The organism is Pseudomonas sp. Marseille-Q5299 (genome assembly GCF_943737035.1).
Classification (GTDB): domain Bacteria; phylum Pseudomonadota; class Gammaproteobacteria; order Pseudomonadales; family Pseudomonadaceae; genus Aquipseudomonas; species Aquipseudomonas putida_E.
Window position 1 is genome coordinate 577995 of record NZ_CALSFR010000001.1, and the last position, 17067, is coordinate 595061.

The following is a 17067-nucleotide window of genomic DNA, read 5'->3' on the forward strand; positions in this document are numbered from 1 at the left end:
CAAAGGAGACCTCCATGACTGACCTCTCTGTGCAACACGACGCCCCGAAATCCTGGGACCGCCCCGCCGACGCCGACCTGGCCAGCTGGATGCAGACGCGCATCGCGCGCTACCAGACGCGCCGCTACGACTGGGATGCGCTGAAGTTCCAGGCCGACTACGACCCCAAGTTCCGCCGCGCGCAGATGCGCTACGTGGGCACCGGCGGCACGGGGGTTGGCAGTGACATGAACACCATCGCGTCCGAGCACTTCACCTTTTCCACCATGGTCATCCCGGCCGGCCACGAAGGCCCGCCGCACCTGCACACCGACGTCGAGGAAGTGTTCTTCGTGCTGCGCGGCAAGCTCAAGGTGGTCATCGAAAAAGACGGCGAGCGCTTCGAAACCATCCTCACCGACCGCGACCTGATCTCGGTGCCGCCAGGGGTGTACCGCGAAGAGATCAATGTGGGTGACGAGGACGCACTGATGTGCGTGATGCTCGGTGCCAAGAAGCCGGTGACCCCGACCTACCCACCAGCGCACCCGCTGGCATCGATCAAGCGCGGGTAAGCCGATGATGCCGATCACCCTCATCGCCCCCTTGCTAAGCCAGCTCGAACAGCGCTTTGCCGAACGCCTGCTACGCCTTGACCAAGGGCTGCAGGCGGTACGTGAGGCCGGTAGCGGCGAGGCCATCGTGCTGCTGCATGGCATCGGCTCGGGCGCGGCCAGCTGGTTGCAAGTGGCCTTGGGCTTGAGCGAGCGGGCACGGGTGATCGCCTGGGATGCCCCCGGCTACGGCCAGTCCGCGCCACTGCCGAGGCCTGTGCCGGGCGCCCGCGACTATGCCGGGCGCTTGCTGCAGACACTCGACGCATTGGGCATCGAGCGCTGTGTGCTGGTGGGCCATTCCCTGGGGGCGCTGACTGCCGCCGCGTTCGCCCAGGCCCACCCGCAGCGGGTCAACCGCCTGGTACTGCTCAGCCCGGCACGCGGTTACGGGGCGCAACCCGAGCAAGGTCTTGCCGTGCGCAGCAAACGCCTGCACAGCCTGGCCCACATGGGCATCGGGCAAATGGCCCGCGAGCGCAGTGCACATTTGCTGTCGCCAGACGCCGGTGCCCAGGCGCTGGCCTGGGTGCAGTGGAACATGGCGCGGCTACAGCCGCACGGCTACCGCCAAGCCATCGAGCTGCTGTGCGGCGACCACCTGTTGCGCCACGCGCCGCAGGCAGTGCCCTGCGAAGTGCACTGCGGCAGCGCCGACGGCATCACCCGCGCGGACGACTGCCAGGCCTTGGCCGATGCTCTGGGCGCCCCTTTCAAACTGATACCCGGCGCTGGCCATGCCTGCGCCATCGAACAACCTGACACGGTGACGGGCCTGCTGGCCCGCGCCCTGGACGCCTCTCTCACAGGTAGCGCGCTATGAACGAAATGGATCCGTTGAAGGAAAACCAGGACAAGTACATTGTCCCGGGCCTGGAACGCGGCCTGCTGCTGCTGTGCGAATTCAGCCGGCAGAACCGTACCCTGACCGCCCCCGAACTGGCCCGGCGCCTGTCACTGCCCCGCTCGACCATCTTCCGCCTGCTGACCACCCTGGAAACCATGGGCTTCGTCACCCGCAGCGGCAACGAATACCGCCTGGGCATGTCGGTACTGCGCCTGGGCTTCGAATACCTGGCCTCGCTGGAGCTGACCGAACTGGGCCAGCCACTGCTGGCACGGCTGTGCGATCGCCTGAACTACCCGAGCAACCTGGTGGTACGCGACGGTCGCTCGATCGTCTACGTGGCCAAGGTTTCACCACCCTCGGTGTTCTCCAGCGCAGTTACCGTCGGCACGCGCCTGCCGGCCCACGCCACGGTGCTGGGGCGCATCCTGCTGGCCGACCTGAGCCTGAGCGAGTTGCGCGAGCTGTATCCCGAAGAGCATCTGGAGCAGTTTTCGCCGTGCACGCCCAAGACCGTGCTGGAGCTGTTCGACCTGGTCCAGGCCGATCGCCTGCGCGGCTATGTCAGCGGCGAAGGCTTCTTCGAGTCGACCATCTCCACGGTGGCTGCACCCGTGCGTGATGACAGCGGCCAAGTAGTCGCAGCGCTCGGCCTGACCATCCCGACCGTGCAGATCGGCCACGTCAATTTCGACAACCTGCTGGGCCAGGTGCGGGGCAGTGCCGATGAGTTGTCGCGCTTGCTCAACTACACGCCCAACACCGGTCACGGCCGCGTCACCGCGCTGATGAGGGACTGAGATGAACCCCTACCAACTTCAAGACAGCACGGTGATCGTCACCGGCGGCTCGTCCGGCATCGGCTACGCCTGTGTCGAACTGCTGCTCGAAGCCGGCGCCCGCGTAGCCTTCTGCGGGCGCGACGAAGACCGCCTGCGCAGTGCCGAAACCCGGCTGCGCGAACGCTTCCCAGAGGCGGGCCTGCTGGCCCAGGTGTGCGACGTGCTCGACGCCGATTCCGTGCGGGCCTTTGCCGCCGCCAGCCTGGCCGCACTGGGCCCGGCCCAGGCGCTGGTCAACAATGCGGGCCAGGGCCGCGTGTCGACGTTTGCCGACACCACCGACCAGGCCTGGAACGAAGAACTGCAGCTCAAATTCTTCTCGGTCATCCACCCGGTACGCGCGTTCATGGCACAACTGCAGGGCCAGCCTAACGCCTCGATCGTGTGCGTCAACTCGCTGCTGGCCAGCCAGCCCGAACCGCATATGGTCGCCACCTCGGCCGCCCGTGCCGGGCTGAAGAACCTGGTGCGCTCAATGGCCTTCGAATTCGCCGAACACGGCATCCGGGTCAACGGCATCCTCATCGGCCTGGTCGAGTCGGGGCAATGGCGCCGCCGCTTCGAGGCCCGCGAAGAGCGCGAGCTGGACTGGTCGCAATGGACCGCACAGCTGGCGCAACGCAAACACATTCCCTTGGGCCGCCTTGGCCTGCCGAAGGAAGCGGCGCAGGCGATCCTGTTCCTGGCTTCGCCTCTGTCGGCCTACACCACTGGCAGTCATATCGATGTATCCGGAGGCCTGTCCCGCCATGCGTAACGAAAACACTGTCACCGTCGGTGCCGTCATCACCGCGTTCCTCGAGCAATGCGACGTCAGGGCGGCGTTCGGCGTGATCTCGATCCACAACATGCCGATCCTCGATGCCTTCGCTGTGCGCGGCAACATCCGCTTCGTCATGGCCCGCGGTGAAGCCGGGGCCACCAACATGGCCGATGCCTATGCCCGCAGCATCGGTGGCCTGGGCGTATGCCTGACCTCCACCGGTACTGCCGCCGGCAACGCCGCCGGGGCCATGGTCGAAGCGCTGACCGCCGGCACCCCCCTGCTGCACATCACCGGGCAGATCGAAACCCCGTACCTGGACCAGGAGCTGGCCTACATTCACGAGGCACGCGACCAGCTGACCATGCTCAAGGCCGTGTCCAAGGCAGCGTTTCGCGTGCGCAGCGTCGAAACCGCGCTGAGCACCTTGAAGCTGGCCGTGCAGACCGCCCTCACCGCCCCCACCGGCCCGGTCAGCGTGGAGATCCCGATCGATATCCAGTCGGCCTTCATCGCCATGCCGACCGACCTGTCGCCACTGCCTATCCCGGTCGCCGCACCGGCCGCCGAAGCCCTCGACCTGGTTGCCGAACGCCTGGCCAGCGCCACCCGCCCACTGCTATGGCTGGGCGGCGGCGCCCGGCATGCCGGCGCGCAGGTCAAGCGCCTGCTGGACATGGGCGTCGGGGTGATCACCTCGACCCAAGGCCGCGGCGTGGTCAACGAAGACGATGAGCGCTGCCTGGGGGCCTTCTCGCAGAACAAGCTGGTCGAAGGCTTCATGCAGACCTGCGATGCGCTGGTGGTGGCCGGTTCCCGCCTGCGCAGCAACGAGACCTTCAAGTACGCCCTGAAGCTGCCGCGCACTACCCTGCGCATCGACGTCAACCCGGCCATCGAAGGCCGCAGTTACCCCAGCGACCTGTTCATCTGTGGCGATGCGGCACTGGCCCTGGAGGGCCTGGCCGACCGCCTGCAGGGCCGCCTGAACATCGACCCGAACTTTCTGCCCGAACTCAAGAATGTGCGCGAGCAGGCACGCAAACAGCTGGTCGCCGACCTGGGCCCGTATGCGTCGCTGGTCGAGCAGTTGCAAACGCAGACCGGGCGCAACTTCACCTGGGTGCGCGACGTGACGCTGTCCAACAGCATCTGGGGCAACCGCCTGCTCAATCTCTATCACCCCCTGTCCGGCGTGCACGCACTCGGCGGTGGCATCGGCCAGGGCCTGGCGATGGGCATCGGCGCTGCCGTGGCAGCGGCGCAGACAGCGCCGGAGCGCAAAGTGTTCGCCCTGGCAGGCGATGGTGGCTTCATTCTCAACCTGGGTGAGCTGGCGACCCTGGTGCAGGAGAACGCCAACGTGGTCATCCTGCTGATGAACGACCAGCGCTATGGCGTTATCCGCAACATCCAGGACGCCATCTACGGCGCCCGCCACGCTTACGTCGAACTGCACACGCCGAACTACAGCAAGCTGGCCGAATCGCTCGGCCTGCGCCATGGCCTGGTCAGCGACCTGAAACACTTCGGCGAGGTGCTCGAAGGCGCCCTGGGCGCGCAAGGCCCGTTCCTGCTGGAAGTGGACATGCTCAGCGTTGGCGGCTTCGCTACCCAGTTCGCCGGCCCGCCCAACAGCGAAACCAAGGCGCAGAAGGCCACGGCCTGAGGACCACGCCATGTTGCATATCACCATGATCGGCTGCGGTGCCATTGGCGTCGGCGTGCTCGAGCTGCTGGAGAAAGACCCGCTGCTGTGCGTCGATGCGGTGATTGCCTCGGCCGGCTCTGAAGCGCTGGTACGTCAGCGCCTGGCGAGCTTGCGCCGGCCGCCGCAGGTACTCACCGCCCTGCCGGCCGACGCGCGCCCCGACCTGCTGGTCGAATGCGCCGGCCACAAGGCAATCGAAGAGCACGTGCTGCCAGCGCTGGAGCGCGGGGTTGCCTGCCTGATCGTCTCGGTTGGTGCGCTGTCCGAGCCTGGCCTGGTCGAGCGCCTGGAAGCGGCAGCGGCACACGGCAACACGCGTATCGAACTGCTGCCCGGCGCCATTGGCGGCATCGACGCACTGTCAGCAGCCAAGGTCGGTGGCCTGGACGCGGTCAGCTACACCGGCCGCAAACCGGCGCGCGCCTGGCAAAGCACCCCCGCCGAGCAGGTGTGTACGCTGGACGCCCTTACAGAAGCGACCGTGATCTTCGACGGCAGCGCCCGTGAGGCAGCGCGGCTGTACCCGAAAAACGCCAACGTCGCGGCCACGCTGTCACTGGCCGGGCTGGGCCTTGACCGCACCCGCGTGACCCTGATCGCTGACCCGCTCAGCGAAGAAAACGTGCACCAGGTCGAGGCCCGCGGCGCCTTCGGCCGCTTCGAAATGAGCCTGCGCGGCAAACCGCTGCCGGCCAACCCGAAGACCTCGGCACTGACCGTCTACAGCGTGGTTCGCGCCCTTGGCAACCACGCCCATGCCATTTCCATCTAGGGGACTGCCAATGACTCTGGAACAGACCTTACCGCTGTGCATCGCCGGCACTTGGCGCCTGGGCGGCGGCGAGCGTTACGCCTCGTGCTACCCGGCGACCGGTGAGCCGGTCGCCTGGCTCAATGCGGCCAGCCTTGAAGATGTCGAAGCCGCCGTGCAGGGGGCCCATCAGGCCTTCCTGCACAGCGGCTGGGCCCAGCGCAAACCGCACGAACGTGCCGCTGTGCTGTACCGCATCGCCGGGCTGATCCGCGAGCGCGCTGAAGAGCTGGCGCAACTGCAACGCCAGGACAACGGCAAGCCGATCAACGAAACCCGCGCCCTGGTCGCCAGCGCGGCAGGGACGTTCCAGTTTTTCGCCGCTGCCTGCGAAACGCTGGAGGAAACCATCACCCCGTCGCGCGGCGATTTCGTCAGCATGAGCGTGTACGAGCCGATGGGTGTGGTCGCGGCGATCACGCCATGGAACTCGCCCATCGCCAGCGAGGCGCAGAAGCTAGCCCCGGCCCTGGCCGGTGGCAATGCGGTGGTGATCAAACCGGCGGAAATCACCCCACTGCTGGCCCTGCAACTGGCCCGCATCTGTGAGGACGCCGGGCTGCCCAAAGGCCTGGTCAGCGTGCTGCCAGGCAAGGGTTCACTGCTGGGTGACGCCTTGACCCGCCACCCGCTGGTCAAACGTGTGTCGTTCACCGGCGGCACCCGTACCGGCAAACACATCGCCCATATCGCCGCCGACAAGATGATGCCGGTGTCGCTGGAGCTGGGCGGCAAGTCGCCGACCATCGTCCTTGACGACGCCGACCTCGACCACGCCGTGGCCGGTGTGCTGTACGGCATCTTCAGCTCCTCGGGTGAGGCATGCATCGCCGGCTCCCGGCTGTTCGTCGCCCGTGCCCTGTACGAGCCGTTCATGGCCCGGCTGACCGCTGCCGCCGCGCAACTGCGCCTGGGTGACCCGGCCGACGAGCGCACGCAGATGGGCCCGCTGATCAGTGCTGGCCACCGCGCGTCGGTGGAGCGCTACGTGGCCCTGGGCCTGGCCGAAGGTGGCCGCCTGCGCCTGGGCGGTGAGCGCCCGAGCGGCGGCCTGTACGAGCAGGGTTACTTTTACCCGCCGACCATCCTCGAAGGGCTGGGCAACCACCAGCAGGTTTGTCAGGAAGAGATCTTTGGCCCGGTGCTGGTGGCCCTACCGTTCGACAACGAAGAAGACCTGCTGGCCCAGGCCAACGACAGCCTGTACGCCCTTGCCGCCGGTATCTGGAGCCGTGACTACAAGCGTGCCTGGGCGCTTGGCCGCAAGCTTCAGGCCGGTACGGTGTGGATCAACACCTACAAGCAGTTCTCCATCTCGACGCCGTTCGGCGGCTGGCGTGACAGCGGCCTGGGCCGTGAAAAAGGCCGCCTGGGGATCCTGCAGTACATGGAGCAGAAAAGCCTCTACTGGGGCATGAACCAACAGCCGCTGGCCTGGGCCGGCGTGGAGGCAGGGCAATGAGCGTACTGGGCATCGACGAAGTCACCTATGGCGTGGAAGACCTCGCCACCTGCGTCCGCTTCTTCACCGACTGGGGCTTGAGCAAAGTCAGCGAACAGCCTGACGAGGTGATCTTCGAAACCCTCAATGGCTGCCGCGTGGTGCTGGCCGCCCTCGACAAACCCGGCCTGCCGCCGGCCATCGAGCCCGGTTCGACCGTGCGTGAAGTGGTGTGGGGTGTCGCAAGCCAGGCGGACCTTGCCCTGTACAGCCAGCGCATCGCCAACGACCCGGGCTTTGTCGAAGGCAATGGCCGCATCGGTTGCACCGACCCTAACGGCCTGGCGATCCGCTTGCAGGTCACCCGCAAACGCACGCTGGACATCGAGTGCAGCGGCCACAACACCTGGCAGACCAAGGGCCGGATCAACAAGCCGGCGCCGATCTACGACCGTGCCACGCCCATCGAAGTGGGCCACGTGGTGTTCTTCGTCAAGGACGTGAACGCCTGCGAGGCCTTCTACCACGAACGTTTCGGCTTCCAGGCATCGGACCGTTACCCCAACCGCGGCGCCTTCCTGCGCACCGCCGAGGAAGGCGGCCACCACGACCTGTTCATGCTCCAGCTGCCGGCCCCGCGCGCCGGCCTCAATCACGTGGCGTTCACCGTACGTGACCTGCACGAGGTGTTCGGCGGCGGCATGCATATCTCCCGCTGCGGCTGGGCCACCGAAATCGGCCCGGGCCGCCACCCGGTGTCATCGGCGTTCTTCTGGTACTTCAAGAACCCGGCCGGCGCGCTGGTCGAGTACTACGCCGACGAGGACCAACTGACCGCCGAATGGCAGCCACGCGCGTTCGAACCCGGCCCGACCGTATTCGCCGAATGGGCGATTGCCGGCGGCATCGATGGCAACACCCGGCGCCAGCAGCACGCAGAAGCACCCCAAGGCAAATTCCTCACCGACAAGCCCAAGCACAACTGAGGTCGATCCCATGAGCACACCCGAGGTTTACCTGCAGCCGCACCAGGCACGCAAACGCCCCAACACACCGTTCGAGGACCTGCTCGGCGATTCCATCGAACGCGCCTACGGCAACGGCGTGAGCGAATTGGGGGAATTGCTCGCCCACCTCAACCTGGCCGGCCCGCCCTGCCCGCTGACCAGCGGAGCGTGGACTGAAGACGCCTTTGTAACCCTGATGGCACGGCTGGGCGAATGACCCTGCGGAGAAGAACAAGATGAACATGCATGTAACCGTCGACCCTGTTGGACAACACCTGGCCAATGGCCTGAAAGACCTCTGGTTCCCGGTTCTGCCGTCGGAACTGTTGAGCGACAAACCGGTTTCCATCCGTCGCCTGGGCTACAAGATCGCCCTGTGGCGCGACAACGATGGCAGCGTGCACGCGCTTGAGGACCACTGCCCGCACCGCGGCGCGCCGCTGTCCCAAGGGCCGGTGCTGGGTGACCGCCTGCAATGCCCGTACCACGGCGTTGAAGTACGCTGCGACGGCACAGTCACCAAAGTGCCCGGCAGCCCTGGCTGCAAGCTCGAAGGCAGCCGCCCGACGCGGATGTTCCATACCCGCGAGGCTGCGGGGGCGATCTTTCTGTTCAACGCCACCGACCCGCACCTGGACACACCACCGGAGCTGATACTGCCCGAGCAGCTCACCTCGCCCCAGTGGAGCAGCTTCCTTTGCTACACCGAATGGAAAGGCGACTACCGCTACGTGCTCGACAACGTCATGGACCCGATGCACGGCACCTACCTGCACAAGATGTCGCATTCCATGAGCGAGGGCGAAGCCACCGCCAGGTTCGTCACCCGCGATACCGAACAAGGCTTCTTCTTCGAGAAAGAAGGCCAGCGCGGGGTCAACTTCGACTGGACCGAATTCCTCGACAACGGCTGCCACTGGCTGCGCCTGGAGATTCCCTACCCCAAGACCGGTGGCCCGGGCGGCAACTTCACCATCATCGGCAGCTACACCCCCAGCAGCCGAGCGTTGTCGGCCGTGTTCCACTGGCGCGCCCGGCCGCTGACCGGCTGGCAACGCGACACCTGGCGCTTCCTCTACAAGAACCGCCTGGAGGCGCGCCACTGGGCGGTACTGGAGCAGGACCGGGTGCTGCTGGAATTCATGGAGTTCGACGCCAACCAACGTGAAAACCTCTACCAGCACGACCTGGGCGTGGTGCGCCTGCGCCGCTACCTCAAGGGCAAGGCCAAGGAACAGCTGGCCCTGATCGAAACCAAGCAACTGGCCTGAGGTGACCGATGTCCAACTCCTCCACCATCAGTGCACGGGTGCACACCCTGCGCCATGAAGCCGAAGGCATCATCAGCGTTGAGCTGCGCCCCTGGGGTGACACTGTGTTCGCGCCCTTCGACGCCGGTTCGCACATCGACCTGCACCTGCCCAATGGCCTGGTGCGCAGCTATTCGCTGCTGAACGCGCCAAGCGACCAGGGCCGTTATGTGGTCGGCATCCTGCGTGACCGAGCCAGCCGCGGGGGGTCGCGCTATGTGCACGAGCAACTGCGCGTGGGCACGCAACTGCAGATCTCCCAGCCACGCAACAACTTTGCCCTCGACACCCGCGCCAGCCACAGCGTACTGGTGGCGGGCGGCATCGGCATTACGCCGATCTACTGCATGTTCCGCCAGTTGCTGACGCTGGGGCGCTCGGCCGAGCTGATCTACTGTGCACGCTCGCGTGCCGAAGCCGCACTGCTGGAGGAGATCAGCGGGCTTGGGGCAAAGGTGGTCTACCACTTCAACGACGAGAAAGGCGGCCTGCCGGACCTGGCCGGCTACCTGGCCGGGCGGCCTGCGGACACGCACTTCTACTGCTGCGGGCCGACGCCGATGCTCGATGCCTTCGAGCAGACCTGCGAACGCCTGGGTTACCCCCATGCGCATATCGAGCGGTTTACCGCAGCCGAAGTGGCGGCATCGGACGATGCCCAGGCCAGCTACAGCGTCGAGCTGAGCCGGTCAGGCAGGACGGTCAGCGTCGAACCCGGGTTGAACCTGCTGGATGTGCTGCTCGAAGCCGGCTGCGATATCGAGTACAGCTGCCGTGAGGGTGTGTGTGGCTCTTGCGAGACCCGAGTGCTGGAGGGGGATGTGGACCACCGCGACGGGGTGCTGACCAAGGCTGAGCGGGCGGCGAACAAATCGATGATGGTCTGTGTGTCCGGGTGCAAGAGCCGGCGGTTGGTGCTTGATCTGTGAATTGAACATTCGCTCACGCGTAAATTTGACCGGCCCTCATGGGCCGGTTTTTTTTGACCTGGTTTTGTACTGTTCATTCCTGCCTTATCGCCCACTTGCCAGCGATAAGGCATGTACCGATACAACCCAAGACAAAGTAGTGCATCGACGCACAATGCCTGGGCATAACAGTAACCAAACTTTCAGCCTGTTCCAGATACGGTACAAACCAAGCCGTTTCAAATATAAATAATTGTTTTAAATCAGTTTTTATTAAACAAAAGAACCTGGCACAAAACCTGCTCCATTTCCTTTGTCAAACAACATCTCACCCATAAAACAAAAAACCCGCAGTACGGGCGACGCTCCCCCTTTGCCTGCGGAAAACCTCCCAACCTTGCAGGGCATGGCATGAAAAGATATGTGATAAGCCTCGGTCTGATTCTCGGCAGTTGCGCAAGTTTCGCTTCCGAACCCGGCCCCGCCGCCCCGACCAGCCACCCACCGCGAAAAAGCCTTCCGCATATTGCCTGGCGCAGCGACGACGGCCAGAGCAGCCTGGATATCGGCGGCGCCCTGCGCGTCAATTACCGCGACGAACACTGGGACACCACCGAAAACAACGGCCGCTTCCTCTTCGATACCTTCCGCCTCGACGTGCAGGCCAACCATCGCCAGCTGTTCAGCGATGTCGGCTACTGGTTCCAGGACGACGGCAAGCGCTCGATCGACCGTGGCTACATTGGCTACCGCTTCAGCCCCCAAGCCAACCTGCAAATCGGGGCGCCGTTCAAACCGTTCGGCCTGGAGCCGTATCCACAGTTTGGCTGGAGCTATCACATACCGTTCTTCATGGGCTACGGCGTCAGCGCAGGCAAAGGCCTCAAATACAGCTACAAGGATGCGCAGTGGGACCTGCAATTGGGTTACTTCCCGCGCATGCTGCCTTCAAGCCTGCGCTACTCACCGGAAGTCGGGCGTTATGCCGACCTCGACGACAACGCCGTGCCGTTTACCCAATCGCGCCAAGACAACGAGAAACACAACCAGGTCAACGCCCGTGTCGCCCGTACCTTCAGCGGCGATGGCTGGAAGACCGAGCTGGGTGCCTCGCTGGCGGCTGCCGAGCTGTACAACGCCACCACCCATGACGATGGCGATTACTGGGCAGGCGGAGTCCACGCGCTGCTCAACAGAGGCCCCTGGACGGTGACGGGCCAGGCCATCCGCTATGAGTACGATCCGAAGAACCCGGCGGGCGTCAGCAACGACGCAGTGCTGATGGGCGGCAACGGCCTAACCCCTGCATACCTGATCGCCTCCAAGGCCACCATCGCTGCAGTCAACGTCGGCTATGACGTGCTGACCCCAAAGCTTGGGCAACTGAAAAAGATCAAGCTCTATACCGACTACAGCCGGATGATGAAAGATGAACATGGCTGGGACGATTCGCAGATGTTCACCGTTGGCGCGCAGTTCCTGGCCATGCCGATCATGGCCTGGGTCGACCTGACCTGGGCGCGCAATGCCAACCCGTTTGGGGGGGCGGAAAATGGCACAGGCTGGACCAGCACCAGCTCGGTGGGCAGCAATGACTGGTATTACCGGACCAATATAAACATTGGGTATTACTTCTAGCAGCCTGGGTGGCCTGCACCGGCCCTATCGCCGGCAAGCCGGCTCCTACAGGAGCTGCGCAGCGCACTACCGATGGGAGCCGGCTTGCCGGCGATAGGGCCAGTACAGACAACAACGCCAAAGGGCATTACGATAAGCAGCCCTCACGACACGTAACGCCCCATGCCCCCCGAGCAAACCCCAGCCTACAAGATCGTGCTCTGGCGCCTGGAGCAGGATGCCCAAGGCTACCCACCCGCATCGGTCGAAGGCCTCTGGGCAAAACGTACCGCGGCTGGCTACCAGGTCGACAGCATCCCCTTCTATGCCTACGGCATCGCACCTGGCGACACCATCAGCATCAGCGAAGAGGGCGAGCAATCCTGGTTCGAAGGCTTGCTGCACAGTGGCGGCGCTTCGGTATTTCGCGTTCTTGTGAAGGCAGGCGGTGATCTGGAGCAGGTTCGTGCGGCACTCGAAGATTTCGGCTGCCCCAGCGAAGTCGAAAAAGCGGTCAGGATGCTGGCCGTCGAAGTCCCGCCTTCGCGCTCACTCGACACCCTGCTCTACTACCTGCTGACGCAGCGCGAAGCCGGCACCCTGGACTTCGAGGAAGGCGTGCTGCGCCACGCCATCCCCGAAGAGTTTCGCTGACGGCCTATGCTTGGGCCATGCGACTGGCAGGCTTGCTGAACACGAACAGCAAACCGACCACAATCAGCCCCATTCCCAGCAGGCTGAGCGGTGCCAGGCGATTACCGAAGATCAGGAAGTCCATCACCGCAGTCACCGCCGGCACCAGGTAGAACAGGCTGGTGACGTTGACCAGATTACCTTTGGCGATCAGGCGGTACAGCAGCATGGTCGCCAGCAGCGAAACCACCAGCCCCATCCACAGCAGCGCACCAATGAAACTACCGCTCCACGCAACGTGCAGCGGCTGCAGCGGCGCGAACACAGCGCACATGGCAAAACCCGCCAGATACTGCAGGCCCAGCGTGCCCATGGGGTTGTCGGTGATGCGTTTTTGCAGGATCGAGCCAAAGGTCATGCTGCCCAGCGCCAGCAAGGCAAACAGCATCCCGGCCAGCGACACTCCGCCGAGGTTGATACCCTGATAGACCACCATCACCAGCCCGCCGAGCCCCAGGCCCAGACCGAACAGCCGGCGCCAGGAGCGCTGGCGCTCCATCAGCACCACAGTGAGGATCGGTTGTACTCCCATCACCGTGGCCATCACGCCGGGGGTCACGTGGGTATTGAGCGCCAGCAGGTAGAAGATCTGGTAGGCACCGAGCAACACGCAGCCGGTGCCAAGGGCTCGCAACATCGCCCCACGTGTGCGCGGCCAGCGCAGGCCCAGCAACGGGCCGATCAGCAGCAACCCGGCGAGTGCCAGCGCTGAGCGCAGCAGCAGGAAAGCAAACGGGCTGGCATGGGCCAGGCCAAGTTTGGAGACGATGGCGCCACTGCTCCACAGCAGGACGAACAGGCTGGTAGTGGCCGCCGAGGCCACGGATGCTTTGGAAAAGACAGACATGCATGCACCTGTATTCGGGCAGATAAGCCGAACGGTGGGCGTGAACTTCAGTTAGGGAAGCCGCCGACCGTGTTCAGTAGGTTGCGCGTGTGACGGGATGCGGCCAAAGGCCGGTCAGCCCGGCACAACCACGCAGCGAGGCGGAGCTACGCCGCCTACAACGCCACTGACAGGTGGTGGGTAATGACTGATCATGGCCGGCTGCTGGCTGCCACGCACGGCCCCGCCCGCGACTGGCGCGATGGCAAAGCTTGCGGTGGACAGGATGGCAGGCATGAGCAGGTCTTCGGGGAGGTGAATGCTCTGGAATATAGCGGTGAATCAGGGCCAGGACAATAGCTGGCTTCTGTGATGCCTGTTGGGCCCTGTCGCCGGCGATAGGGCCCTGCAGGCACCGAAACTTCAGAACAACCAGCGATACAGCAGGTACGCCACAGCCACCGCCAGCACCGGCCGCAGGATGCGGTAGGCCTTGGGGTTGGCACGCTTGAACTGCTTCACGCGGGTGCTGATCCTGTTGCTGAAGCGCTTGCTCCAGGCATACGCCTGGTTGATCCCGCCCACCCGCTCGTCATCGGTGTTCTGCGGTGCAGTGGCGCGGCCCAGGAAGGCGCTGACCTTGCGGTTGATGCGGGCCATCAGCGGGTTGCTGAGCGGGCGTTCGATGTCGCAGAACAGGATCACCCGGGTGACGTCGGTTTCGTTCTTGACCCAGTGCACGTAGGTCTCGTCGAACATCACGTCCTCGCCATCACGCCAGGCGTAGGCCTGGCCGTCGACGTAGATGCGGCAATGGTCGGAGTTCGGCGTGGACAAGCCCAAGTGATAGCGCAGCGAGCCGGCGAAGGGGTCGCGGTGCGGGTTGAGGTGGCTGCCGCCGGGCAGCAGGGCAAACATCGCGCCCTTGACGTTGGGGATGGCGCTGACCAGCTCGACGGTCTTCGGGCACAGCGCCTCGGCCGACGGCAGCGGTTTGTCGTACCACTTCAGGTAGAAACGCTTCCAGCCCTTCTTGAAGAACGACCCGAAGCCTGCGTCATTGTCTTTTTCGGCGGCGCGGATGTAGCCCTCATCGAACAGGCGCATGGCCTCCTCACGGATCTGCTGCCAGTTGTCCTTGAGCACGTCCAGCTCAGGGAAACGCTGGCGGTCCAGGTACGGCTTGGACGGCACCCCGGAGAAAAAGTACATAAGGCTGTTATAGGGTGCGAACAGCGCAGAATGGTTGACGAACTGGCGCAGGACTGGCAATCGCGCCTTGCCGCGCAGGTGGACGAACAGCACGCTGCCAAAAAAAACCAGCAGGACACCTGCCTTGGCGACGAAGGAAAAGGTCATGCAACACTCCTTGGAAAGGGAGCAGGCCAGCGCTGCCTGCCCCCATCAAAAATCATCCTGCCATCATAAACCCATCACGCCCAGGTAAAAACAACCCGGGCGGGAACTCACTCATGAAGATTTTGCAATAAACCCGAGCGCAGGGGCAGCTTGCCGCTTACTGCTGGTTCTCCTGCTCGCTGAACATGTCGGCGAACAGCATGCTCGACAGGTAGCGCTCGCCGGAGTCGGGCAGGATTACGACGATGGTCTTGCCCTGCATCTCCGGCTTTTCCGCCAGCCGCACCGCAGCAGCCATCGCCGCGCCGCAGGAAATGCCGCAAAGGATGCCCTCCTCCTGCATCAGGCGGATGGCCATCGCCTTGGCCTCTTCATCGGTCACGGTCTCGACCTGGTCGACGATCGACAGGTCAAGGTTCTTCGGCACAAAGCCGGCGCCGATACCCTGGATCTTGTGCGGGCTGGGCTTGAGCTCCTCACCGGCCAGGGTCTGGCTGATCAGCGGCGAGGCCACAGGCTCGACCGCCACCGAGAGGATCGACTTGCCCTGGGTGTGCTTGATATAGCGCGACACGCCGGTAATGGTGCCACCGGTGCCGACACCGGCCACCAGCACGTCGACTGCACCGTCGGTGTCGTTCCAGATCTCCGGGCCGGTGGTCTTTTCATGAATGGCCGGGTTGGCCGGATTGTCGAACTGGCCTGGCAGGAAGTACTGCGCCGGGTCCGAGGCAACGATCTCGTTGGCCTTCTCGATCGCGCCTTTCATGCCCTTGGCCGGCTCGGTCAACACCAGCTCGGCGCCCAGGGCCTTCAGTACCTTGCGACGCTCCAGGCTCATCGAGGCCGGCATGGTCAGGATCAGTTTGTAGCCACGGGCGGCGGCGACGAAGGCCAGGCCAATGCCGGTGTTGCCCGAGGTCGGCTCGACGATGGTCATGCCGGGCTTGAGCTTGCCGCTGCCCTCGGCGTCCCAGACCATGCTCGCGCCGATACGGCACTTGACCGAGTACCCAGGGTTGCGCCCTTCGATCTTGGCCAGGATGGTCACACCGCGCGGGGCGATGCGGTTGATCTGCACCAGCGGCGTATTGCCGATGGAATGGGCGTTGTCTGCGTAGATACGGCTCATGGCAGGGTCCTTGGCATGAAGTGGCGGGGAAAGGCTTAAAGGGTAAGCCTGCCCCGTTGGCCCGTAAAGCCCGTTCGAACTCGCCCGGGCGGCCTGCGGTCAACCGCACAACCCGCCTTGGAGATCACTGCGATGAAAGCCCGTTATCGCTGGCCACTGGTCGGCCTGGCCAGCCTGGTCGTGCTGTTGGTGGCCCTGCACCTGGCGCTGCCTTACCTGGTGCGCGACTACCTCAACGACAAGCTGGCGGACATGGGGGAGTACCGTGGCCAGGTCACGGACGTGGAACTGGCCTGGTGGCGCGGGGCCTACCAGATCGATGGGCTGAAGATCGTCAAGACCAGCGGCAAGGTTCCGGTGCCGCTGCTCGATGCGCCACTGATCGACCTCTCGGTGAGCTGGCAAGCGCTGTGGTATGACCATGCTGTGGTGGCCGAAGTCACCTTTTTACGACCGGTGCTCAACTTCGTCGACGGCGGCAACAAACAGGCCTCGCAGACCGGTCAGGGTACAGACTGGCGCCAGCAGCTGGAAAAACTGCTGCCGATCACCCTCAACGATGTGCGCATCGATGACGGCACGCTGACCTTCCACAACTTCAACTCCAAGCCGCCGGTCGACCTCAAGGCCACCCGGCTCGACGCCAATATCCGCAACCTGACCAACGTACGGGACGACAAAGGCCGGCGCGACGCCAGCTTCGAGGCTAAAGCCCTGCTGTTGGGCGATGCCAGGGTGCAGAGCCGCGCGACCTTCGACCCGTTCAGCGACTTCGATGATTTCGAGTTCCGGCTGCGCGCAACCGGCATGGAGCTGCGCAGGCTGAACGACTTCGCCAGTGCCTATGGCAAGTTCGATTTCAATGCCGGGCACGGCGATGTGGTGATCGAGGCCCAGGCGGAAAACGGCCGGCTCAATGGCTACATCAAGCCGTTGCTGCGCGACGTGGACGTGTTCAACTGGCAGCAGGACATCGAGGACAAGAACAAGGGTTTTTTCCGCTCGGTGTGGGAAGCGCTGGTAGGGGCCAGCGAAACGGTGCTGAAGAACCAGCCGAAAAACCAGTTCGCCACCCGTGTGGAACTCAGCGGCAGCGTGCACCAACAGAACATCAGCGCCTTCGAGGCGTTTTTGCAGATTCTGCGCAACGGGTTTGTCCAGGCGTTCAATGCACGCTATGAGCAACCTGCGCCCGATTCCGACTGAA

At 64.3% G+C, this 17067-nt stretch carries 18 protein-coding genes; 14 read left to right on the top strand and 4 right to left on the bottom strand.

Features of this window, described 5'->3' with window-relative positions:
• Nucleotides 1-14: 14 nt before the first annotated feature.
• The 13 genes from NGJ21_RS02540 (at nucleotide 15) to NGJ21_RS02600 (ending at nucleotide 12504) form a co-directional block, all read left to right on the top strand.
• Entirely contained in the window at nucleotides 15-554 is a 540-nt protein-coding gene (locus tag NGJ21_RS02540; RefSeq protein WP_174142406.1) for a cupin domain-containing protein, read from the top strand.
• 4 nt (nucleotides 555-558) lie between these two features.
• Nucleotides 559-1416, top strand: coding sequence for an alpha/beta fold hydrolase (locus tag NGJ21_RS02545; protein ID WP_251961748.1), 858 nt, complete (start codon nucleotides 559-561; stop codon nucleotides 1414-1416).
• A gap of 5 nt (nucleotides 1417-1421) precedes the next feature.
• Complete coding sequence (locus tag NGJ21_RS02550; protein ID WP_115275499.1) at nucleotides 1422-2240, top strand: IclR family transcriptional regulator; 819 nt, start codon at nucleotides 1422-1424, stop codon at nucleotides 2238-2240.
• A 1-nt stretch (nucleotide 2241) separates the two neighbouring features.
• Entirely contained in the window at nucleotides 2242-3039 is a 798-nt protein-coding gene (locus NGJ21_RS02555) for an SDR family oxidoreductase (protein WP_251961749.1), read from the top strand.
• Nucleotides 3032-4714, top strand: coding sequence for a thiamine pyrophosphate-binding protein (locus tag NGJ21_RS02560; RefSeq protein ID WP_115274109.1), 1683 nt, complete (start codon nucleotides 3032-3034; stop codon nucleotides 4712-4714). The genes NGJ21_RS02555 and NGJ21_RS02560 overlap by 8 nt, the downstream gene beginning before the upstream one ends.
• 10 nt (nucleotides 4715-4724) lie before the next feature.
• Entirely contained in the window at nucleotides 4725-5528 is an 804-nt protein-coding gene (locus tag NGJ21_RS02565; protein ID WP_115274108.1) for an aspartate dehydrogenase, read from the top strand.
• Between the two features lie 10 nt (nucleotides 5529-5538).
• Complete coding sequence (locus tag NGJ21_RS02570; RefSeq protein WP_115274107.1) at nucleotides 5539-7029, top strand: aldehyde dehydrogenase; 1491 nt, start codon at nucleotides 5539-5541, stop codon at nucleotides 7027-7029.
• Nucleotides 7026-7994, top strand: a complete 969-nt coding sequence (locus NGJ21_RS02575) for a VOC family protein (RefSeq protein WP_115274106.1) — start codon at nucleotides 7026-7028, stop codon at nucleotides 7992-7994. Before NGJ21_RS02570 ends, NGJ21_RS02575 begins: the two co-directional genes overlap by 4 nt.
• 10 nt (nucleotides 7995-8004) lie before the next feature.
• Nucleotides 8005-8232, top strand: a complete 228-nt coding sequence (locus NGJ21_RS02580; RefSeq protein ID WP_115274105.1) for a recombinase-like helix-turn-helix domain-containing protein — start codon at nucleotides 8005-8007, stop codon at nucleotides 8230-8232.
• Nucleotides 8233-8251: 19 nt separating this feature from the next.
• Complete coding sequence (locus NGJ21_RS02585; RefSeq protein ID WP_251961750.1) at nucleotides 8252-9286, top strand: Rieske 2Fe-2S domain-containing protein; 1035 nt, start codon at nucleotides 8252-8254, stop codon at nucleotides 9284-9286.
• A gap of 8 nt (nucleotides 9287-9294) precedes the next feature.
• Entirely contained in the window at nucleotides 9295-10254 is a 960-nt protein-coding gene (locus NGJ21_RS02590) for a PDR/VanB family oxidoreductase (protein ID WP_119687613.1), read from the top strand.
• A gap of 390 nt (nucleotides 10255-10644) precedes the next feature.
• Nucleotides 10645-11871 carry a putative porin gene (locus NGJ21_RS02595; protein ID WP_251961751.1) on the top strand — a complete coding sequence of 409 codons (1227 nt, stop codon included), beginning with the start codon at nucleotides 10645-10647 and terminating at the stop codon, nucleotides 11869-11871.
• Nucleotides 11872-12033: 162 nt separating this feature from the next.
• On the top strand, nucleotides 12034-12504 hold the full coding sequence (locus NGJ21_RS02600) for a DUF4265 domain-containing protein (protein WP_046788035.1): 471 nt from the start codon (nucleotides 12034-12036) through the stop codon (nucleotides 12502-12504).
• A gap of 4 nt (nucleotides 12505-12508) precedes the next feature.
• On the opposite strand, the gene NGJ21_RS02605 is transcribed toward NGJ21_RS02600, so the two are convergent.
• The 4 genes from NGJ21_RS02605 to cysK form a co-directional block, all read right to left on the bottom strand.
• Nucleotides 12509-13390, bottom strand: coding sequence for a DMT family transporter (locus NGJ21_RS02605; RefSeq protein WP_115274100.1), 882 nt, complete (start codon nucleotides 13388-13390; stop codon nucleotides 12509-12511).
• Between the two features lie 114 nt (nucleotides 13391-13504).
• Nucleotides 13505-13666, bottom strand: coding sequence for a hypothetical protein (locus NGJ21_RS02610; protein ID WP_174142309.1), 162 nt, complete (start codon nucleotides 13664-13666; stop codon nucleotides 13505-13507).
• Nucleotides 13667-13792: 126 nt separating this feature from the next.
• Nucleotides 13793-14728: an aspartyl/asparaginyl beta-hydroxylase domain-containing protein gene (locus tag NGJ21_RS02615; protein ID WP_161872381.1), complete on the bottom strand. Its 936-nt coding sequence runs from the start codon at nucleotides 14726-14728 to the stop codon at nucleotides 13793-13795.
• A gap of 157 nt (nucleotides 14729-14885) precedes the next feature.
• Entirely contained in the window at nucleotides 14886-15860 is a 975-nt protein-coding gene (gene cysK, locus NGJ21_RS02620) for a cysteine synthase A (RefSeq protein ID WP_115274099.1), read from the bottom strand.
• 132 nt (nucleotides 15861-15992) lie between these two features.
• On the opposite strand from cysK, the gene NGJ21_RS02625 reads away from it, so the two are divergent.
• A complete protein-coding gene (locus NGJ21_RS02625; protein WP_115274098.1) occupies nucleotides 15993-17066 on the top strand; it encodes a DUF748 domain-containing protein in 1074 nt (357 codons plus the stop codon).
• The last annotated feature ends 1 nt before the right edge of the window (nucleotide 17067 follow it).